Source organism: Streptomyces sp. LS-MS-L19, assembly GCF_058382285.1.
Window position 1 is genome coordinate 2,021,750 of the sequence record NZ_JBYCLL010000001.1, and the last position, 20,942, is coordinate 2,042,691.

Genomic DNA, 20,942 nt, shown 5'->3' on the forward strand with positions numbered 1-20,942 from the left:
ATACACCTTTAAATTAGCACTGCTAGTTTGTCGTTCGCAGCCCTACTATGTGCGCCATGGCCCGACCGCGCAAGCCCCTCCTCAGCACCGACCGGATCGTCGAGACGGCCCGCGCGCTCGTGGACTCGGAGGGCCTGGCGGGCCTGTCCACCCGGCGGCTCGCCGCGGAACTCGGGGTCAGCGGTCCGTCCCTCTACAACCACTTCCGCACGAAGGACGAGATCCTGGAGGCGGTCGCCGACTCGGTGAGCGCCCAGGTCGACCTGTCGATGTTCGAGGACGGCCGTCCCTGGCGGACCGCCCTGCACGACTGGGCCGTCTCCTACCGTGCGGCCCTGCGTGACCACCCGAACATCGTGCCGGTCCTCGCCCAGGGCCCGGGCCGCCGCCCCGCCGGGCTGCGCCTCGCCGACGCGGTCTACGGCGCGATGGTCGACGCGGGCTGGCCCCCGGCGCAGGCCACCTCCATCGGCGCGCTGATGCGCTACTTCATCATGGGCTCGGCGCTCGGCTCCTTCGCCGGCGGTTTCGTGGACGACGCGAGCGCGTACGACCCGGCCGACTACCCCCACCTCGGCCAGGCCCATCTCCTCGCCGAACAGCAGGAGAAGATCGACGAGCGGGCCTTCGAGACGGGTCTCGGGGCCCTGCTGGACGGACTGGCGCAGCAGTACGAGCAGGTCGGACGCACCGGATAGCCACAGTTCGGTGAGCGCCGAAGCATCGCTCCCGCATGCTGGATGCCATGACCAAGGACCCGCAGGCACCCCAGCTGGCAAGGCTCGCCGCGCTCATCGCCGACGAGACCCGGGCTGCCTGTCTCCTGGCCCTGCTGGACGGCCGGGCCTGGACGGCGGGTGAGCTGGCACGCCACGCGGGAGTCGCCGCGTCGACCGTGAGCGAACACCTCGGCAAGCTGGTCGCGGGCGGTCTGCTGACCGAGGAGCGCCAGGGCCGCCACCGGTACGTACGCCTGGCCGACGCGCGGGTGGCCCACCTGGTGGAGGACCTGGCGGCCCAGGTCTCCCCGGACACCGTCCAACGCCCCCGCAGCCTGCGGGAGTCGAGCGCGGGCTCGGCGATGGCCCGGGGCCGCACGTGCTACGACCACTTGGCCGGGCGCCTGGGCATCGCGGTCACGGACGCCCTGACGACGCGTCGACTGCTGCGCCAGGACACGGGTTTCGCGCTGACGGAGGCGGGGCTGAAGTGGTTCGAGGAGACAGGCATCCCCCTCGTCCGCACCGGTCGCCGCCCCCTGGCCCGGGCCTGCCTGGACTGGACGGAACGCCGCCCGCATCTGGCCGGGGTCGCGGGAGCGGCCCTGTGCCGACACGCGCTCGCCGAGGGCTGGTGCGTCCGCATCGGCTCGGAGCGGGCGGTGAAGGTGACCGCAGCAGGAGAACAGGCACTGGAGGACCTCTTGGGGATTTCCGGGCCAACGCTGCGCTGAGCGCCCTTCAGGGGCGCGGGACCGGGTCGATATGCGCCGCCGCGTGGGCGCGACCAGCCACGACGAGCCCGCGGACGGCAATCAACGGGTCCGAAATCCGCGAGCTTCCGAACCCGCACCTCCCTACCCTCAGGAGCATGATGAACCCCCGCCGCACCGAACTCCTGGCCGCCGGCGCGGCCACGGTGACAGTGATCCTCTGGGCCTCCGCCTTCGTCTCCATCCGCAGCGCGGGCGCCGCCTACTCCCCCGGCGCCCTGGCCCTGGGACGTCTGCTGTCCGGCGCGCTCGCCCTGGGCGCGATCTGTCTGATACGGCGGGAGGGCCTGCCGCCGCGTGCGGCCTGGCGCGGCATCGCGGTCTCCGGGGTCCTCTGGTTCGGGCTGTACATGGTCGTCCTGAACTGGGGCGAGCAGCAGGTCGACGCCGGCACCGCGGCGCTGGTCGTGAACATCGGCCCGATCCTGATCGCCCTGCTCGGCACCCGTCTGCTCGGGGACGCGATGCCGCCCAGGCTGCTGGCGGGCATGGCGGTCTCCTTCGCGGGCGCGGTCACCGTGGGCCTGTCGATGTCCGACGACGGCGGCTCCTCGGTGCTCGGCGTGGTCCTGTGCCTCCTCGCGGCGATCGCCTACGCCGGCGGAGTCGTGGCCCAGAAGCCGGCGCTGGGCTCGGGCACCCCGCTCCAGGTGACGGCCTTCGGCTGTCTCATCGGCGCCGTCGTGTGCCTCCCGTTCGCCGGGCAGCTGGTGTCGGAGGCGGCCGACGCGCCCGCCTCGGCCACGCTGAACATGGTCTACCTGGGCGTCTTCCCGACCGCCCTGGCCTTCACCACCTGGGCCTACGCCCTGGCCCGTACGACCGCGAGCCGGATGGGCGCGACCACCTACGCGGTGCCCGCCCTGGTCGTCCTGATGTCCTGGCTGTTCCTCGGCGAGATCCCGGGCCTGTTCACGCTCGCGGGAGGGGTGTTGTGCCTGGCGGGCGTGGCGGTGTCCCGCTCCCGGCCACGGCGGAGCGCCGCGGCCCCGGTGACGGCACCGGGGCCGCGGCCCGAGAAGGCGTCAGACCCCGCGTGAACGCGCCCTGCCCGCAAGGACCTTGATGCACAGGAGCGCGATCACCGACAGGCCGATGATGTACCCGGACACCGCCATCGACGTCCCCGTGGCCTCCAGCAGCAGCACCATGAGGAAGGGCGCGAGCCCACCGCCGAGCACGGCGGCGATCTGGTAGCCGAGGGAGGCTCCGGTGTAGCGCATCTCCGGGGTGAACAGCTCGGCGAACAGGGCGGCTTGGGGGCCGTACATGATGCTCAGGAAGCATCCGGCGACGAAGGTGCCGACCGCCAGCCACAGCAGCGACCCGGTGTCGATGAGCAGGAACATCGGTACGGCCCACAGGGCGATGCCGACCGCGCCGAGGGCGTAGATCCGGATACGGCCGAGGCGGTCGGAGAGCGCGGCGGCGGCCGGGATCAGCACCAGCTGGGTGAGGCTGACGCAGAGCGAGACCATGAGGACCGCGCTCTTCTTCATGTCGAGCTCGCGGGTCGTGTAGTCGAGGACACCGGTGATGAGGATGTAGAAGGTCGCGGTGTTCACGGCGAAGGAGCCGCCCGCGAGCAGGACCGTGCCGAGGTGGTGGCGCAGGACCGTGCGCAGCGGGGAGTTCTGCCCGGTCTTCTCCTTCTCGGCCAACTCCCGCTCCGCCTGGCGGAACTCGGGGGTCTCCTCGACCTTGGTGTGGATGTACCAGGCGAGCGCGAGGACGAACAGGCCGATGAGGAACGGGATCCGCCATCCCCAGGCCGCGAACGCGGTGTCGGAGGTGAACGCCCCGGCCAGCAGGAAGACGGTGTTGGCGGTCACCACACCGATGGGGACGCCGAGTTGGACCACGCTGCCGTAGAGGCCGCGCTTGCCCTCGGGGGCGTACTCGGTGGCCAGCAGCATCGCACCGCCCCACTGCGCGCCGACCGCGACACCCTGCACGACGCGCAGGAGGACGAGCAGGATCGGGGCGGCGACGCCGATCGTGTCGTAGGTCGGCAGGAGGCCGATGCCGGTGGTGGCGAGGCCCATGAGGGTGAGCGCGAGGACCAGCATGGGCTTGCGGCCGCGCTTGTCGCCGAGCTGGCCGGCGACGATGCCGCCGATCGGGCGGGCGAGGAAGCCGACCGCGAAGGTGGCGAAGGCGGCGAGGACTCCGGCGGTGGAGCTGCCCGCCGGGAAGTACAGGTCACCGAGGACCAGGGCGGCGGCTATGCCGAAGACGAAGTAGTCGTACCACTCGACGGCGGAGGCCAGCGCGGCCGCGGTGGCGACGCGACGGCGGTGGGGAGTCGCCGGCGCGGTGACGGAAGTGGGCTGAGCGGTAGGGGCCGTGTCCATGCAGTGCACACTCCGGTGGGTGCGTGGGGACGTTGGCGGCTGAACATACTGACCGGACGGTATGGGGTCAACGGTTGTGCGGGAAGGTTGCCCGGAGCACCTGAGAGGGGCTCCGGGCGACCTGTGGGTCAGGGGAGCCGAGAGGGGCTCCCGGAATCCCTTGGGTCAGAACACCACCAGGGCCCTGCCGCCCTTGCCCGCCAGCATGTTGTCGAAGGCCGCCGGGATGCCGTCCAGCGCGATCCGCTCGGTCACCAGCATCCCGAGGTCGAGGCGGCCCGCCCGGACGTGCTCGGCCAGCACCGGGAGGTCCTGGGCGGGGTCGGAGTCGCCGTAGACACAGCCCGCGAGGGTGCGGCCCCAGTGGAAGATCTCCAGGGCGTTGAAGGTGACCTGCTGGTCCTTGCCGCCGATGCCGACGACCGTCGTACGGCCGCCGCGGCGGGTAGAGTCCCAGGCGGTGCGGATGGTCGACGCGCGGCCGACGCACTCGACGGCGACGTCGACGCCCTGCCTGCCGGTGAGACCCCTGATCTCGCGGGCGGTGTTCTCGGAGGCGATCACGTAGTCGGTGGCCCCGGCGGCGCGCGCCAACTCCTCCTTCTCCGGGGAGACATCGACCGCGACGATCTTCGAGGCGCCCGCGATCCGGGCGGCCTGGAGCGCGGCCAGGCCCACTCCCCCGACGCCGTACACCGCGACCGTCTCGCCCTCGCGGACCCGCGCCGAGTGGTGGACGGCGCCGTAGCCGGTGAGGACCGCGCAGCCCAGGAGGGCCGCGTCGGTGAGCGGGATGCCGTCGGGGAGGGGGAGGAGGCAGGACGCGGGGACGACCGTCTCCTCGGCGAACGCGGCGACGTTCAGGCCGGGGTGGAGGTCGGTGCCGTCGGCGGTGCGGGCGTACACGTCGGCGGCACCGTTGAGGGCGTTGGCGCACAGCCACACCTCGCCGAGCGAACAGGCATGACACGTCCCGCAGGAAGGCGCCCAGTTGAGGACGACTCCGTCCCCGGGAGCCACCCCGGTGACCCCCTCCCCCACGGCGACGACCGTGCCCGCGCCCTCGTGGCCGAGGACGGCCGGGACGGGGACGCGCATGGTGCCGTTGGACAGGGACAGGTCGGAGTGGCAGACCCCGGCGGCGGCGAGGCGGACCCGGACCTGCCCGGGGCCGGGGTCCGGGAGCTCGATGTCGGTGACCTCCAGGGGAGCGCCCACGGCGGGAAGGACGGCGGCACGAACCACGGGAAGGCTCCTCAGAACTGGAGGGACTTGGTCTGGAGGTACTCGGCGAGACCGTGCGAGCCGAGCTCGCGGCCGACCCCGGACTGCTTGTAACCGCCGAAGGGGGCAAGGGGGTTGAAGCGGCCGCCGTTGATGTCCACCTGGCCGGTGTCCATCCGGCGGGCGAAGGCCACCGCCTCCGACTCGTCGCCGGCCCAGACGGCGCCCGCGAGGCCGTAGACCGTGCCGTTGGCGATGCGCAGGGCGTCCTCCTCGTCCTCGTAGCGCAGGATCGACAGGACCGGGCCGAAGATCTCCTCCTGCGCGATCGTCATGTCGGGGGTGACATCGGCGAAGACGGTCGGGGCGACGAAGTAGCCCTGCTCGCGCGGGGATTCGGGGCCGCCCGCGACCAACCGGGCGCCCTCGGCGACGCCCTTCTCGATGTAACCCCGCACCCGTGCCTGCTGCTTGGCGTTGACGACGGGTCCGATGCGGTCGCCGTACTTCGCGGCAGCGGCGGCGGCGAGCTCGACGGCCTCGTCGTACTGGTCGCGGTGGACCAGCATCCGGGTCCAGGCGCTGCATGTCTGGCCGGAGTTGGACATCACGTTGGCGACGCCCACGTTGACCGCCTTGGCGAGGTCGGCGCTCGGCAGGATGACGTTGGCGGACTTGCCGCCGAGTTCCAGGGCGACCTTCTTCAGCGCGGCACCGGCGGTCGCGCCGATCCGCCGGCCGACCGCGGTGGAGCCGGTGAAGGAGACCAGGTCGACCTCGGGGTGCTCGGCGAGCGCCTGACCGGCGACCGGGCCGAGGCCGGTGACCAGGTTGAAGACACCGGCCGGGACGCCCACCTCGTGGACCGCCTCGGCGAACAGCTGGGCGACCAGCGGGGTGTCCTCGGCGGGCTTGAGGACGACCGTGCAGCCGGCGGCGAGGGCCGGGGCGACCTTGGCGACGATCTGGTGCAGCGGGTAGTTCCAGGGCGTGATCGCGGCGACGACGCCGATCGGCTCCTGGTGGACGGTGGAGTTGCCGACCTTCTCCTCGAAGGGGTGGGTCGCGGCCAGCTCGGCGTAGGAGCCGGCGACCGCGACCGGGACGGCCGCGTGGACGTTCTGCGAGAACTTCAGGGGCGAGCCGAGTTCGGCGGTGACCGTCTCGGCGATCTCGTCCTTGCGGGCGGCCAGGACGTCCCGGAGGGCGGCCAGCCGGGCGGCCCGCTCGGCCGGGGCGGTCGCGGCCCAGGCCGGGAGGGCGGCGCGGGCGGCCCGTACGGCGAGGTCGACGTCCTCGGCGGTGCCCGCCGGGACCCGCCCGACGACCTGTTCGTCGGCCGGGTTCACGACCTCGATCACGTCCGGGCCGGTGGCCGGGCGCCACTCGCCGTCGATGTACATGCCGTCGTGCGCCTTCATGGTGCGTCCTCCCGGGCTGGGCCGTGTCGTCCGGCTCACAAAGTCCAGCCCACAAACTAGCGGCGATAGTTTTTCGACGCCAGGGCGGGCCGGACCGTCGGTGAACATCACAACCGGAGCGTTCCGAACATCACAACCGAGCGTGCGGGGACATCAGAAGTCGACGCGGGCCCGCTCGTCCACCCTCGCCACGGCCTCCTGCCCGAACTCCTTCTCGTAGGCGCGCCGGATCTCCTCGATCCTCCGGTCGCTCACGGCGGCCCGTGCCACCGGGTACAGCAGGATCAGCTCGTACGACGCCTCCTTCTCGATCGCCCCGCTCACGTCCCGCCACTGCCCGCGCCCGCTCTGCACGGTCAGCCCGTCGGGGAACTCCGGGGTGACCTCGCTGTCGACGAAGGCCATGAACTGCGCGTCGGTGACGGCCGGCCCGCCGTCCGGCCGCTCGGTGCCGAAGAACAGCTGGGTCTCGATGTACGGCGCTCCCCGGTCCGGTGCCTTTCGCTCCGGTGCCTTTCGCTCCGGCACCGCGGAGTCGGCCTCGGCGAGGCCGGCGTAGGCGGTGGGCGCGGCGGCGGCGAGCAGGAGGCCGGCGACGGTCAGGGCGACCCTGGTGCGGGTGAGGTGCGGTTGCATGGCACCTGCCTAGCGGGCACCCGGCACCAAGCCCCGTCGACGCGCGCTCAGTTCACTCGTCCAGGTCCGGAACGTGGTCCGGGGACGGGCAGATGCGTTCGCCGTGCTGGTCGAAGACGAACAGGTGGGAGATGTCCACGAGGAGGGGGACCTGCATACCGCGACGGAGGTCGATGTCCGGGGTGGTGCGGACGACCAGGTCGCCGGGGAGGCGGGGGTCGGGCGGCGTGGGCTCGGGGGCGGGGGCCGGCGCGTCCTCCAGGACCACGACGGGGCCCGCCCGCAGGGAACCCGCGCGCTCCTTGAGGCGGTCCAGGACCGTGCCGTCGCGGCGGCGCCGGGCGGCCGGGCGCGCGGCGGGGCGCGCGGCCTCCAGGTCGGCGACGACGGCCGGGCTGGAGCCGGTGTTGAAGTGCACGAGGACCTCGTGCCCCTGGAACTCCACGTGCTCCACCAGGCCGGTGATCGGCATCTCGCCCGGGCGGGCGGAGGCGGGATGGGCGATGCGGATGGCCTCCGAACGCAGGCCCACGATCACCTCACGCCCTTGCTGCACGCGGAGCAACTGGTGGTCCAGGGACAGCGGTTCGGGCAGCCGCAGGTACTGCTTGCCGAGGCTGATGGTCATGGCGCCGTCCAGCGGGGCCCGGACCAGGCCGCGCAGGAGGTTGATGCGCGGGGTGCCGATGAAGGCGGCGACGAAGACGTTGCGGGGCAGGGCGTACACCGAGCGGGGGGTGTCGACCTGCTGGAGGACTCCCCCGCGCAGTACGGCGACCCGGTCGCCGAGCGACATGGCCTCGGCCTGGTCATGGGTGACGTAGACCGTGGTGACGCCCAGTTCGCGGGTGAGGCTCGCTATCTCGGCGCGCAGGTGGTTGCGGAGCTTGGCGTCGAGGTTGGACAGCGGTTCGTCCATCAGGAAGGCGGAGGGGTGGCGGGAGATGGCCCGGCCCATCGCCACGCGCTGGCGCTCACCGCCGGAGAGCTGGCCCGGGTAGCGGTCGAGGAGGTCCTCGATGCCGAGCATGCGGGCGGTGGCGTCCACGCGTGGGCGGGGGTCCTGGCCGGGGGCCTCGATGCGGAGCGGGAAGCCGATGTTCGCGCGGTTCGTCATGTTCGGATAGAGGGCGAAGTTCTGGAACACCATCGCCATCCGGCGCTCGGCGGGCCCCAGGTCGTTGGCGTACTCGCCGTCGAGCCTGAGCTCGCCCTCGGTGATCTCCTCGAGGCCGGCAATCATGCGCAGCACGGTGGACTTGCCGCAACCGGAGGGGCCGAGCAGGACGAGGAACTCGCCGGGCGAGACGTCCAGCGAGAGACGGTCCACCACCCTGGGTCCTCGGGCGTACGTCTTGCTCACGTCGTGCAGGGTGATGGCGCGTGTCATGGCAGTGCCCCCGGGGGCTGTATCAGGCGTTGGTGCTCCGCGGTCGGAAGACCCCGGCCGGCTCGCACGGGGCTGTGAGTCACGGAAGTTAACGGAATGCACCCGGCGGGGGGAAGAGACTGGGCGGGATCCGGCGTTCCCGTCCAACCACCGAGAAAGCGGACGACCGCATTCAGCGAGCCGCCACGCTCCTCGACGGCCACGGCTCGGGGGTCGGGGGCCCTGGACTCCGGGGCGCGGCCACCTGTGGCCCGGGAGTCTGCGGGCCGGGACTCCGAGGCTCCTGGGTCCGGGGCACGGGACTCTGGGGGCCGGGACTCTGGGGCCCGAGGCTCTGGGATCCGGGGCTCTGGGATCCGGGACTCCTGGGCCCGGCACTCTGGGGCACACGGGCCTGGGGCTCGCGGGTCCGGACCAGGTGGGCGAAGACGACCACGTTGCTGGTGTAGCCGGTCCGTCTCGTGAAGAGTCCGCCGCAGGTGATCACGCGGAGTTCCGGGCGCCGGGACGGGCCGTAGACCTCCTTGTCGGGGAAGCCCGCCTTGTCGAAGATCTTCACCCGGTCCACCTGGTAGACGGCGGTACGGCCGTCCGCGCGCCGCGCCTCGATCACCTTGCCCGGCTTCACCTGGGCGAGCCCGGCGAAGACCGCGGGGCCGGTCATGGTGTCGCGGTGGCCCACGGCGATCGCCGTGCCGGACTCGCCGGGCGTCGGGCCCCCCTGGTACCAGCCCACGAGTTTCGGCTTGTCGACCGGGGGCGTCGCCAGCTCCCGGCCCTTGATGAGCCCGAGGGCCATGACCGGGGCGTCGATGCCGAGGGACGGGATGCGCAAGGACGTCGGCCGGGACCTGGTCAACGGTCGGGGCGGGGGCGTGCGCGGGGGCTTGCGGGGTGGCGTGCTTCGCGGGGGACGGCGGGCCGAGGGGGTCGCCCTCACGACCGCCTCCGCGTCCGCCCCACCGGCGGCCTCCGCCTCCGGGCCGGCGGCCGCCACGGCGTCCGGGCCGCCGGGCCCGTCCGGCAGGGGCGGCCCGTCATCCGCCGTGCACCGCACCCCCGTCGTCACCAGGACGACTGTGAGCAGGGCCGTCCTGGTGAGACGGTAGGCGCGGGTCCGGTACCAGGGCCTGCGTCTGCGCCTACGCGGCGCCATGGGGCCGACGGCGGTTCTGCCGGAAGTACGCGACGCCGCCGACCGCCACCAGGCCGACCGCCGCGGCGCCGGCCACCGGCGCGTACGCGGCCGCGGTGTCGACGAGACCGCCACCACCCGCGTGCACACCGCCCTTGGGGCCGTTGGGGTCGTTCTGCCCCCAGGCCGCGCCGCCACCGTGCTGCTGGTCCTCGATCTGGTCGCCCGGACGACGGCCGCCGTCGCGCTTGTCGTCGTGGCAGTTGACGTGGAAGACCTTCTTCTTGGTGGCACCCGCCACGATCCAAGTGATCTCGTACTGCCCGTCCGCCACCCCCAGCGCGTCGGTGTGACCGGCACCGCCGGCCAGCTGGATGGCGCCGGTCACGGTCGCGGCGCTGGCCAGCGGAGGCTGGGGGGTGATGGTGTACGGGATGGTGGTGAGGGAGTCGAAGTTGACGGCATCCAGGTAGAACTTGCAGACCCTGGAGTCCTCCTTCGACACGCCGTAGGGCACGCCCACGCGGTGGATCCTGATGTCGCCGTTCTCTCCTGCGGCCGAGGCGGCGGGTGCCGCCACCCAGGAGGCGCCGGACGCGGCGAGGGCGGTGAGGATGACAGTGGCACCCGCGCGGGCGCGGAGACCGTGTGGGAGTGTCAGGCTGGGCATGCGCGCTCCTCCGATTCAGACGATTTTCATACAAATCGCTCTTTCGGGAGGACTCTCCTTCATGCGCGCCACGGTCGCCCGCAGCGACGCCCGGCGCGCCGTCAGATATCGCTCGTGCGGCGCAATCCCGGGCGCTTCGGCCGCTCCCCCGCGGCCGATCCGGCCCCTTCATCGGACCGCGCCGAAGACCGCAGCGCGACGCCCGACGACACCAGCAGCAGGCCGCCCAGCATCACGAACGGCGCCGCCACACCGGCGACCCCCGCCACCAGCCCCGCGGTGGCCGGTGCGGCGACCTGGCCGAGGCGGTTGCCGGTCAGCCGCAGGGCGAGGGCGGTGGAGCGGGCGCCGTCGGGGGCGGCCTGGACCACCGTCGTCATGGACAGCGGCTGTCCGACGCCCAGGCAGAAACCGAGGAGGGCGAGCATCACCGCCAGCGCCCACACCGGGACCGGCAGCGCGACGCCCGCGCAGAGGAAGGCCGCCAGCAGACACGTCACGGTGAGGAGCAGTGCGCGCCCCAGCAGCCGTAGCAGCGGGGTCAGCACCAGACGGCAGGCGATGGTGGCGGCCGCGCGCAGGCTCAGCAGCAGGCCGATCACCGAGGGGGCGATGCCCCGGTGCTCGCCGACCACCGGGAGGTAGGCGGTGAGGATGTCCGTGGCGGACAGCACGGACAGGCTCACGAGGATGCCGCCGGGCACGCCCCGGGACCGCAGGATGTGCGCGACGGACACCCGGTCGCCCGGTGCGGCAGGGGACTTGGCCGCGGTGTCGCGATGCTCGATGCGCCACAGCGAGGTGAACGCGACGGCCGCCCCGGCGCCCGCGACCAGCAGCGCGAGCGCGCTCGTGCCCGCCCGGTCGGAGCCACCGATCAGCGCGCCGGCCGCGATCGGGCCGACCAGCTGGCCGAGGGAGGCGCCGATGGTGAAGTGCCCGAAGTTGCGGTCCTGTTCGTGCGGGGCGGACTGCCGGGCGACGAGCGACTGGGAACCGATGACGAAGCACAGGTGCCCGAGGCCCATCACCCCGCTCCAGACCGCCATCGCCCAGAGGGAGCCCGCGACACCGCTCAGCGCGCAGCCGCCGGATATCAGGACCACACCGACGGGCAGCAGCGGCGCGCACCGCCCGTGGTCGGTACGGCGGCCGAGCGGTACGGCCGCGAAGAGCGGCAGCAGCGCGTACACACCGGCGATGACACCGATCGCCCGCTCGTCCGCGCCCAGCGCGAGGGCCCGGTAGGAGACGGCGGGCCGGGCCATCGACACCGCCCCCTGCGCGAAGCTGAAGGCGATGACGAGGCGGAGCAGCCAGCCGCGGTTCCCACCGGGCACCATGTTCGAGTCTCCCTGGACGAAGGTCAGATGATGCCGAAGAGGATGCCCGCCCCGAGGATCACGAGGCAGGTGAGCGCGGCCCATTTGACGACGAACCGGGTGTGGTCGCCGAACTCCACCTTGGCCATGCCGACCAGGACGTACACGGCCGGCACGAGCGGGCTCGACATGTGCAGGGGCTGGCCGACGAGGGAGGCTCGGGCCATCTCCAGCGGGGTGACGCCGTGTGCGGCGCCGGCCTCGGCGAGGACCGGCAGGACGCCGAAGTAGAAGCCGTCGTTGGACATGAAGTAGGTGAGCGGGAGGCTCAGCACGCCGGTGACGAGGGCCATGTGCGGGCCCATGCCGTCCGGGATGACGTCGACCATCCAGCGGGCCATGTGGTCGACCATGCCGGTGCCCTGGAGGACGCCGGTGAAGACGGCGGCGGCGAAGACCATGCCGGAGACGTTGAGGACGTTGTCGGCGTGGGCGGCCAGGCGGGCCTTCTGGTCGGGGATGTGCGGGAAGTTCACGGTGAGCGCGAGCGCGGCGCCGAGCAGGAACAGCACCGGGATCGGCAGCCACTCCATGATCATGCAGGTGAGGAGGGCGACCGTGAGCAGCGCGTTGAACCAGTACAGCTTGGGGCGCAGGGTGGGGCGGTCGGGGTCGAGGACCTGGAAGCGCTCGGCGTCGCCGGCCTCGTCGTCCTCGGCGTCGGTGCCGGAGCCGGACCCGCCGGAGCTCACCGCGGCCTTGCCGGTGCCGGATTTACCGGAGCCGGCGCCCACCAGGACGGTCTCGGTCTCCTCGACCTTCTCCTCCACCAGGACCTCGCCCAGCGTGAGCACGCCCAGCCGCTTGCGCTCGCGCATGCCGAGGACGTACGAGAGGACGAAGACGCCCAGCAGGCCGACGGCCAGGGCCGGGATCATCGGGACGAAGATGTCGCTGGCGTCGAGCTTCAGCGCGGTGGCGGCGCGGGCCGTCGGACCGCCCCAGGGCAGCGTGTTCATCACGCCGTTGGCCATGGCGGCGACACCGGTCATCACGACCAGGCTCATCTTCAGGCGCTTGTACAGCGGGTACATCGCCGAGACGGTGATCATGAAGGTGGTCGAGCCGTCGCCGTCGAGCGAGACGATCGCGGCGAGGATCGCCGTACCGACGACGATCCTCATCGGGTCGGCCTTCGCGAACTTCAGGATGCCGCGCACGACCGGGTCGAAGAGGCCGACGTCGATCATCACACCGAAGTAGACGATCGCGAACATGAGCATCGCCGCGGTGGGGGCGAGGCTGGTGACGCCTTCGATGACGTAGTCACCGAGCTTGGCGCCCTTCCCGACGAAGACACAGAACAGTGCCGGGATCAGCACGAGCGCCGCGATCGGCGACATCTTCTTCATCATGATCAGGACCAGGAAGGTCGCGATCATGGCGAAGCCGAGGATGGTCAGCATGAGTGGATACCTAACGTTCGCCCTTGAACTCCCACCGGAGCCGGCAGTGCGATGACGTTAGGACCCGTCAAGTGGCGTTAACAAGACGTTGACGTGCGAGCAATAAGCGCAAAACTCCAGGTCACGGACTTGCGATCAGTTCGACGGGCACTCCGTTGAGGACCGCGTTGCCTGACAGGGGGTCGAGGAGGGTGCCGTCGAGCAGCTGGTTCACGTTGACACCGGGGTCCTGGGCCGCGTGCCGTGTACGGGTCCCGGGGCGGTCGTGGCCCCAGCCGTGCGGCAGGCTCACCACACCGCGCCGTACCGTGTCGGTGATCTCCACCGGCGCGATCACCGCTCCCCCGGCCCCCTTGATCCCGACCCGCTGCCCGTCGACGAGCCGCAGGCCCTCCGCGTCCTCGGGGTGGATGTGCAGGGTGCAGCGGTTGGTGCCGCCGGTGAGGGCGGGGACGTTGTGCATCCAGCTGTTGTTGGAGCGCAGGTGCCGGCGGCCGATGAGGACGAGCCCCTCGGCCCGCTGCCGCAGCGCCTCCCGCAGCCGGGGCAGGTCGTCCGCGATCGGCCCGGGCAGCAGCTCGACCTTGCCGCTGCGGGTCTTCAGCGGCTGCGGCAGCCGGGACGTCAGCGGTCCGAGGTCGATGCCGTGCGGATGCGCGAGCAGCTTGGTCAGGCTGAGCCCGTCCGGTCGTACGCCGAAACCGTCGCCGTAGGGACCCAGGCGCAGCATCATGTCGAGCCGCCGCTCGGGGCCGGTGTCGCCCTTCAGGAGGGTCGCGAGTTCCTGCGGGTCGCGGCCGTGCACGGGCGAGTGGTTCTCCTTGACCGCCTTGCCGAGGGTCTGGCCGATGACCAGGTCGTCCACGGCGGACGGGTCGGCGCCGTGCATGCCGGTGACGGCGAGGACCAGCCGGGCGAGGATCTCCGTCTCCGCCATCCGGCCGGGCTCCAGCGGGACGGCGGGGCGGGTGTAGCGGACCTGGTTGCGCACGGCCAGGGTGTTGAAGGCGAAGTCGTGGTGGGGGCTCTGGGAGGGCGGGGGCGGCGGCAGCACGACGTGGGCGTGGCGTGAGGTCTCGTTGAGGTACGGGTCCACGCTGACCATGAAGTCGAGGGAGCCGAGGGCCTTGTCGAGCCGGTCGCCGTCGGGTGCGGAGAGGACCGGGTTGGCGGCGACGGCGATGAGGGCGCGGATCGGCTCGCCCTCCGCGGTCGTGGTGTCGATCTCCTCGGCGAGCGCGGAGAGCGGCAACTCGCCCTTGGCCTCGGGGTGTTGACTCACCCGGGAGTGCCAGCGTCCGAGGGCGAAGCCGTGGCTGGGTCCGGCGGGCCGGGGGGTGCGGTCGGTGGCGGCCTGCGGGAAGAGGGCGCCGCCGGGCCGGTCGAGGTTGCCGGTGAGGATGTTGAGGACGTCGACGAGCCAGCTGGCGAGGGTGCCGTGCGGGACCGTGCAGCTGCCGATGCGGCCGTACACGGCGGCCGTCGGGGCGGCGGCGAGTTCGCGGGCGAGCAGGCGTGTCTCCGAGGCGTCCACGTCACAGGCCTCGGCGACGGCCTCGGGGGTGAAATCCCGTACGGCTTCGCGGAGTTCGTCGAGCCCATGCAGATGAGGGGCCAACTCCCCGGTGTCGACCAGCTCTTCCTCGAAGAGCACGTACGCCATCGCCGCGAGCAGCAGTGCGTCGGTGCCGGGACGGATGGCGATGTGCCGGTCGGCGAGCTTCGCGGTGCGGGTGCGGCGGGGGTCGATGACGGTGAGGGTGCCGCCGCGGGCCTTGAGCGCCTTGAGCTTGCCGGGGAAGTCGGGGGCGGTGCACAGACTCCCGTTGGACTCCAGGGGGTTGGCGCCGAGGAGGAGCAGGTGGTCGGTGTGGTCGAGGTCGGGCACGGGGATGGCGTTGGCGTCGCCGTACAGCAGTCCGCTGGAGACGTGCTTGGGCATCTGGTCGACCGTGGAGGCGGTGAAGACGCTCCGGGTGCCGAGCCCGGCGAGCAGCACCGGCGGGTAGAGGGCGCCGGCCATGGTGTGCACGTTGGGGTTGCCGAGGACGACTCCGACGGAGTTCGCCCCGTACCGCTCGGCGACGCCCCGGACTCCGGCGGCGACCGCGTCGAAGGCATCCGCCCAGGTGGCCTCGCGCAGCTCCCCGTCCCGGCGCACGAGGGGGGTGCGCAGCCGGTCGGGGTCGCCGTCGACGGCGCCGAAGGAGGCGCCCTTCGGACAGATGAACCCCTTGCTGAACACGTCGTCGCGGTCGCCGCGGGCGCCGGTGACCCGGGTCCCTTCGACGGTGAGCGTCAGACCACAGGTGGCCTCGCACAGGGGGCAGATACGCAGAGCGGTGCGGGACACGGGTCCTCCCGGGGCAGCGGTGCCTGTCCGGGTGAGCATACCGACCGGTATGAACGGAGGGGAGGGGTTGCCGGGCCTCAGTCCAGAACCCGCGCCAGATACGCCCGCAGCATCTCCCGGGCCTCCTGGATGATCCGCTCGTCGCCCTCCGGTGCCATCCGGAAGGCCAGGTGGACGAGGGTGTCCGCGGTTTCCGTGGCGATCAGGAAGGTGCGGCGCAGGTCGTCGTCGGGTTCGCGGGCGAGGTAGCCGGACAGGAGGTCGGTGAGGCGGTCGGCGACGCGGTGGTTGGGTTCGGCGTGGCGGGCGCCGACGGGGATCTGGTTGCCGAAGTCGACCAGGGAGAAGCCGGGGGCGGTGCGCTTCATGGCCAGGTACTCGTCCAGGACGACGTCCATGACCGTACGCCAGCCGCCCTCCTCGCCCGACTTCTGGAGGCGGTCGGTGACCCGCTCGGTGAAGCGTTCGAGGTTGCGCTGGGCGAGGGCGTCGGCCATCTGCCGCTTGTTGCCGAAGAAGCGGTAGACCGAGCCGATGGGGACGCCGGCTCGCAGGGCGACGGCGCGGGTGCTCAGGTCGTCGTAGCCGACCTCGTCGAGCAGGTCGGCACAGGCGTCGAGGATTCTGGTCAGCCGTTCGGCACTGCGCCGCTGCACGGGGGCGCGGCGAAGCGGGGTCGCTTGGGGCACGGGCTTCATGATGCCTTTCCGCCGTGGTCAGGTGAACCCCGCCACCTGGTACGGGGCCGGGGGCTCGCGGTGCTCACCGGTCACCGCCGGCACCAGCCGTGAGCCGCGTTCCGTGATCGCCGTCGTGAGCGCTCACCGTGAGGGGGGTCGCGGTGGGTCCGCCTGCCGCGGGTATTGCGCCGGAGCCGGTGTCGCCCGTGAGCGCAGTGGGGGCGGTTCCGGAACCGGCGCCGGTGGTGGCGGAGGTGACGGCCGCAAAGCCACCGCCGGTGGTCGCCGGGTAGACCGCGTCGGGATCGCCGCCGCCCGTGGTCACCGTGAAGGCCGGGCCGGAGCCGGTGACGCCGGTCAGCGCCGCGAACCGCGCCCCGGAGTCGCCGTCACGTGCCCCGGAGGCGCCCTCGCCAGCGCTCGGCGCGGACTGCGTCCCCGAGCCGTCGCCGTTCTCGCCCGCCGTCGACTCCGCGCCGGGCGTCCCGGCCTCCGTGCTCGTCGACGGCTGCGGCTCCGACGCCGTCACGTCCGCCGTGCTCTCCACCGGGTCGCCGTCCACGGCCCACACGGTGCCGTCGTCGGCGTAGAGGCGGGCGGTGACCTTGTGGGTGCCCTGCGGGACGTACGCGGCCGCGAGCCGGTAGTCGGGGGTGCGCAGGGTGGTGACCGGGCGGTCGTCCACGAAGAGGACGGCGACGCCCCGGCCGGAGACCGCCTCGGCCTTGGTGTTGCTGGGCGAGAAGTCGAAGTTCTCGACGGTCAGCCGCACCGACCAGCAGTCGTCGGTCGCCGGCTGCACCTCTATGCCGACCTCGGGGGCGTTGTCCTTGTCCACCTCACGGTAGTGCCGGCCCTCCTGGTCGGTGTCGTCGAGGACCTTGCCCACCGGTGAGACCGACGTGCCTTCCTTGTGCTCCTTGGCCCCACTGGCGCCACAGCTCACGGATCCGGTCACCAGCACGACACAGACCGCGAGCGCGGCAAGGAGTCCCCGCGTCCACGACATGCCGGGGAGCCTAGAACACGGGTACGACACCGCGAATCCCCCTGTGGTCTGGTTCTCGTCCTCCTCCCTGAGGAGGTCACGAGCGGGGAAATCGGTTCCACGGAACGGCACCCTTGCGCCGCCGAAACCGCAATCCTACGGTAGTCCATAGGAATCAGACCGCAAGGGAGCGACCATGAGCGGGGACGCAGCGATCACGCGCGGCGACGCACGGAAGACCGCCGAGGGCCTGGCGTACCTGTCCGGTTTCGGCAACGAACACGCCTCGGAGGCCGTCCCCGGCGCCCTCCCCGAGGGCCGCAACGCCCCCCAGCGCGCGCCCCTCGGCCTCTACGCGGAGCAGCTCAGCGGTACGGCCTTCACCGAGCCCCGCGCCCACAACCGCCGCTCCTGGCTGTACCGCATCCGCCCCTCGGCCGCGCACCCCGCGTTCACCCACACCCACCACGGCCGGATCCGTACGGCCCCCTTCACCGAGTCGGTCCCCGACCCCAACCGGCTGCGCTGGGACCCGCTGCCGGAGCCCGGCGAGGGCACCGACTTCCTGGCCGGACTGTGGACCCTCGGCGGCAACGGCGACGTCACCCAGCGCACCGGCATGGCCGTGCACCTGTACCACGCCACCGACTCCATGGACCGCGTCTTCAGCGACGCCGACGGTGAGCTGCTGATCGTCCCGGAGCGCGGCGGGCTGCTGCTGCGCACGGAGTTCGGACTGCTGCATGTGGAGCCGGGCCATGTGGCGCTGGTCCCTCGTGGGGTGCGCTTCCGTGTGGAGCTGCTCGACGAGTCGGCCAGGGGTTATGTGTGCGAGAACTACGGGGCGCCCTTCCAGCTCCCCGACCTCGGCCCGATCGGCGCCAACGGCCTCGCCAACGCCCGCGACTTCCGGGCCCCCGTCGCCGCGTACGAGGAGGTCGAGGGGCCGGTGGAGGTGGTCAACAAGTTCTGCGGCAACCTCTGGACGGCGACCTACGACCACTCCCCGCTCGACGTCGTCGCCTGGCACGGCAACCATGTGCCGTACGTCTACGACCTGCGCCGCTTCAACGTCATCGGCTCCATCTCCTACGACCACCCCGACCCGTCGATCTTCACCGTGCTGACGTCCCCGTCGGACACCCCGGGGCTGGCCGGCGTGGACTTCGTCGTCTTCGCGCCGCGCTGGCTGGTGGGCGAGGACACCTTCCGGCCGCCGTACTTCCACCGGAACGTGATGAGCGAGTACATGGGCCTGATCGAGGGCGCGTACGACGCGAAGACCGCCGGAAAGGGGGGCTTCGTGCCGGGCGGCGGCTCGCTGCACAACATGATGTCGGCGCACGGACCGGACCGGGAGACGTTCGACCGGGCGAGCGCCGCCGAGCTGCGGCCGCAGAAGATCGACGACGGGCTGGCGTTCATGTTCGAGACCCGCTGGCCGGTGACGCTCACCGCGCACGCGGCCCGGGCGGACCACCTCCAGCCGCACTACGACGACGTGTGGCGGGGCCTGGAACGTCACTTCCGCCCACAGAACTGACCCACCCGCGCCACGGATCCGTCCGCCGAACTCCCCCCTTAGCGAATCCGCCCGATGAGCTGACCCACCCGCCCCGCGAATCCGGTCGGCCCCGCGGATCCGCCCGTCACACCCACCCACCCGTCCCGGAAATCCGCCCACCGCACCGCCCCCCACCCACCTCGCAGATCCACCCGCACCGCCCCCCACCCACCTCCCAGATCCACCCGTCATACCGATCCACCCGCCCCACGGATCCACCCACCGCCACCGATCCCCCGTTGCACCGACCGATCCGCGAAAGGTACGGATAGCCCGTGACCTCCTTCGCTCCGGACTCGATCGTCCTGAACCGCAAGCTGCCGCTCTGGTACCAGGTGTCGCAGTCGCTGCGCGCCTCGATACTCGGCCGCTCACCCCAGGACCCGCTCCGCCTGCCCACCGAGGAGCAGCTGGCCGGGCACTACGGCGTGAGCGTGCTGACCATGCGGCAGGCGCTCAAGGAGCTGGAGGACGAGGGGCTCATCACCCGGCACCGCCGCCGGGGCACCTTCATCGAGCCGGACGCGCGAAGGGGCAGTCCGGTCCGGCTGCTCGGCTCGGTGGACGCGATCGTGGCCCAGCAGTCCGGTATGACGACCGAGCTGCTCGAGCACGGCAAGTCCGCGGTGCCCACCGAACTCGCCGAGCACTTCCCGGCGTTGGACGAGGTGGCGGCGTACCACCGGCTGCGCAGCGACGAGCGGACGGGCGAGCCGACCAACCACGCCCGCAACTACGTCCGCCCCGAACTGGCCGCGCGCATCGACCCGTCGGACCTGGTGCGCTGGCCGATGACGAAGGTGCTGCGGGATGTCGTCGGCGCGGACATCAGCCGCATCACGGACACCGTGGAGGCCCGGCTCGCGGACCCGGAGACGGCCCGGCTGCTCCAAGTCCCGCTGCTCAGCCCGATCCTGCACTACACGGGCCTGTCGTACGACACGGAGGGCCGGGTGCTGGACGCGGCGGTGATCCACTACCGCGGCGACCGCTTCTCCTTCTCGGTGACTCTGGAAGCCACATGAGCTCACTGTCCGTCGCAGGTCGTACGATGCCCAGCGTGACGCACGACGACGCTCCGCCACTCGCGGACCTCATGCCGTGGTCCGTCGCACCACCGCGGCTCGGCCGGGGCTGGCCGACGGGCCCCGACGCGGCATCCCTGAAGGCCCGCTGGGACGCGCTGCTCAAGGCCGAGGGCCCCGACCGGGAAGCCCTGTTCGAGCCCACCCGCTCCCGGACCCTGCGCTCGGCGGTCGGACAGCTGCCGGGGCGCACGGGCGGCACGGAGCGGCTCGCCCGGGCCACCGGCCCCTGCCCGGAGCCGGTACGGGTCCTGCACGCGCCGTTCGACGAGCAGTGGCTGATCCCGGACCACCGGCTGATCGACGCGGCCCGGCCCGAGCTGTGGCGGGTGGCGGACGAGGAGCAGGTGTTCGTGGTGGAGACGCCCTCGGACGGCCCGGGCCCCCAGCTCCTCGCGACCTCGGTGCTGCCCCTGCTCCGCCCGGGCCGCATCCGCCCGCTGTACCGCCGCCCCGGCGGCACGGAACCCAACCTGGCCCCGGGCCTCCTGGCACATCTGCGGACCCGCCTCGACGTCCCGGTGGAGCCCCTGGACGTCCTCGCCTGGATCCTGACAGCCGTCCGCCCGGACCTCACCGTCCCGCTCACCGACGACCCCGAACTCTGGTCCCGGGGCGTCGAGTCGGGCCACCGCACGCTCTGGCTGATGCGCCGCGACGGCGACCGCCCCAAGCTCCCCGGCGGCCGCCGCCCCTACGTCCGCGCACCCTTGCCGCCCCGCCCCCTGACCCTGGACTACGACCGCGACGAGGAGGCCCTGCTGGTCGACGAGGGCCGCATCTCCCCGGTACCACCGGAGGCGTGGGCCTTCGAGGCGGGCGGGGCCCGGGTGCTGGAGCAGTGGTTCACGGCCCGCGTCACGGAACCGGAGCCGGGCACGCTGGCGGCGATCCGCCCATCGACCTGGCCACAGACCTGGACGTCGGAGCTGCTGGAACTGATCACGGTGCTGGCGCTGCTGGCGGATCTCCAGCCACTGGAGGACGAGCTGACCTCACAGATCACGACGACCGAACTGCGCGAGGCGGGGGTGTTGCCGGTGCCGGAGACTGCGCGCCGACCGGCCTCGGTCTTGGACGGCCACGAAGAGGGCCCCGAAGGTCAACTGACGCTGCTGTAGCCACCTCAGGGGCGCGGGGAACTGCGCGACCAGCCACGACG

At 72.2% G+C, this 20,942-nt stretch carries 17 protein-coding genes and 1 pseudogene; 6 read left to right on the plus strand and 12 right to left on the minus strand.

The annotated features are described in order from the left end of the window. The first annotated feature begins 56 nt into the window (after positions 1–56). From AC2XR2_RS08845 to AC2XR2_RS08855, 3 genes are all read left to right on the plus strand, one after another. Positions 57–698 (plus strand): TetR/AcrR family transcriptional regulator, encoded by a 642-nt coding sequence (locus AC2XR2_RS08845; protein WP_330267968.1) that lies wholly within the window; start codon positions 57–59, stop codon positions 696–698. 35 nt (positions 699–733) lie between these two features. Further along, a complete protein-coding gene (locus tag AC2XR2_RS08850) occupies positions 734–1,453 on the plus strand; it encodes an ArsR/SmtB family transcription factor (protein ID WP_391196121.1) in 720 nt (239 codons plus the stop codon). Positions 1,454–1,593: 140 nt separating this feature from the next. After that, entirely contained in the window at positions 1,594–2,532 is a 939-nt protein-coding gene (locus tag AC2XR2_RS08855; protein ID WP_449350222.1) for a DMT family transporter, read from the plus strand. Here AC2XR2_RS08855 and AC2XR2_RS08860 read toward each other — a convergent pair. The 12 genes and pseudogenes from AC2XR2_RS08860 to AC2XR2_RS08915 all read right to left on the minus strand — a co-directional run bounded on the left by AC2XR2_RS08860 (position 2,518) and on the right by AC2XR2_RS08915 (position 17,152). Further along, the gene (locus tag AC2XR2_RS08860) at positions 2,518–3,846 is read right to left on the minus strand and encodes an MFS transporter (protein WP_491514726.1); all 1,329 of its coding nucleotides are present in this window, start codon (positions 3,844–3,846) and stop codon (positions 2,518–2,520) included. The genes AC2XR2_RS08855 and AC2XR2_RS08860 overlap by 15 nt on opposite strands. A 165-nt stretch (positions 3,847–4,011) precedes the next feature. Further along, positions 4,012–5,091 carry a Zn-dependent alcohol dehydrogenase gene (locus AC2XR2_RS08865; protein ID WP_491514727.1) on the minus strand — a complete coding sequence of 360 codons (1,080 nt, stop codon included), beginning with the start codon at positions 5,089–5,091 and terminating at the stop codon, positions 4,012–4,014. 11 nt (positions 5,092–5,102) lie between these two features. Next, positions 5,103–6,491 (minus strand): aldehyde dehydrogenase family protein, encoded by a 1,389-nt coding sequence (locus AC2XR2_RS08870; RefSeq protein ID WP_491514728.1) that lies wholly within the window; start codon positions 6,489–6,491, stop codon positions 5,103–5,105. Between the two features lie 153 nt (positions 6,492–6,644). Beyond that, on the minus strand, positions 6,645–7,127 hold the full coding sequence (locus tag AC2XR2_RS08875) for a DUF3574 domain-containing protein (protein WP_491514729.1): 483 nt from the start codon (positions 7,125–7,127) through the stop codon (positions 6,645–6,647). A 52-nt stretch (positions 7,128–7,179) separates the two neighbouring features. After that, a complete protein-coding gene (locus tag AC2XR2_RS08880) occupies positions 7,180–8,517 on the minus strand; it encodes an ABC transporter ATP-binding protein (RefSeq protein WP_491514730.1) in 1,338 nt (445 codons plus the stop codon). A 397-nt stretch (positions 8,518–8,914) separates the two neighbouring features. Further along, positions 8,915–9,673 (minus strand): annotated as a pseudogene (locus AC2XR2_RS08885) (class F sortase); the annotation flags it as partial. Continuing rightward, positions 9,660–10,322, minus strand: coding sequence for a hypothetical protein (locus AC2XR2_RS08890; RefSeq protein WP_330267960.1), 663 nt, complete (start codon positions 10,320–10,322; stop codon positions 9,660–9,662). The gene AC2XR2_RS08890 and the pseudogene AC2XR2_RS08885, both read right to left, overlap by 14 nt. A gap of 101 nt (positions 10,323–10,423) precedes the next feature. Next, a complete protein-coding gene (locus AC2XR2_RS08895; RefSeq protein WP_491514731.1) occupies positions 10,424–11,665 on the minus strand; it encodes an MFS transporter in 1,242 nt (413 codons plus the stop codon). Between the two features lie 23 nt (positions 11,666–11,688). Continuing rightward, positions 11,689–13,110, minus strand: coding sequence for a CitMHS family transporter (locus tag AC2XR2_RS08900; protein ID WP_491514732.1), 1,422 nt, complete (start codon positions 13,108–13,110; stop codon positions 11,689–11,691). 121 nt (positions 13,111–13,231) lie between these two features. Next, positions 13,232–15,463 carry a molybdopterin oxidoreductase family protein gene (locus AC2XR2_RS08905; RefSeq protein WP_491514733.1) on the minus strand — a complete coding sequence of 744 codons (2,232 nt, stop codon included), beginning with the start codon at positions 15,461–15,463 and terminating at the stop codon, positions 13,232–13,234. 77 nt (positions 15,464–15,540) lie between these two features. Further along, a complete protein-coding gene (locus AC2XR2_RS08910) occupies positions 15,541–16,161 on the minus strand; it encodes a TetR/AcrR family transcriptional regulator (protein WP_330267956.1) in 621 nt (206 codons plus the stop codon). A 64-nt stretch (positions 16,162–16,225) separates the two neighbouring features. Beyond that, on the minus strand, positions 16,226–17,152 hold the full coding sequence (locus AC2XR2_RS08915; RefSeq protein WP_491514734.1) for a hypothetical protein: 927 nt from the start codon (positions 17,150–17,152) through the stop codon (positions 16,226–16,228). Between the two features lie 175 nt (positions 17,153–17,327). On the opposite strand from AC2XR2_RS08915, the gene hmgA reads away from it, so the two are divergent. The 3 genes from hmgA (at position 17,328) to AC2XR2_RS08930 (ending at position 20,901) form a co-directional block, all read left to right on the plus strand. Continuing rightward, positions 17,328–18,674: a homogentisate 1,2-dioxygenase gene (gene hmgA, locus AC2XR2_RS08920; RefSeq protein WP_491514735.1), complete on the plus strand. Its 1,347-nt coding sequence runs from the start codon at positions 17,328–17,330 to the stop codon at positions 18,672–18,674. A 296-nt stretch (positions 18,675–18,970) separates the two neighbouring features. After that, the gene (locus AC2XR2_RS08925; protein WP_330267954.1) at positions 18,971–19,720 is read left to right on the plus strand and encodes a GntR family transcriptional regulator; all 750 of its coding nucleotides are present in this window, start codon (positions 18,971–18,973) and stop codon (positions 19,718–19,720) included. Between the two features lie 26 nt (positions 19,721–19,746). Beyond that, on the plus strand, positions 19,747–20,901 hold the full coding sequence (locus AC2XR2_RS08930; RefSeq protein WP_491514736.1) for a type ISP restriction/modification enzyme: 1,155 nt from the start codon (positions 19,747–19,749) through the stop codon (positions 20,899–20,901). Positions 20,902–20,942 lie beyond the last annotated feature (41 nt).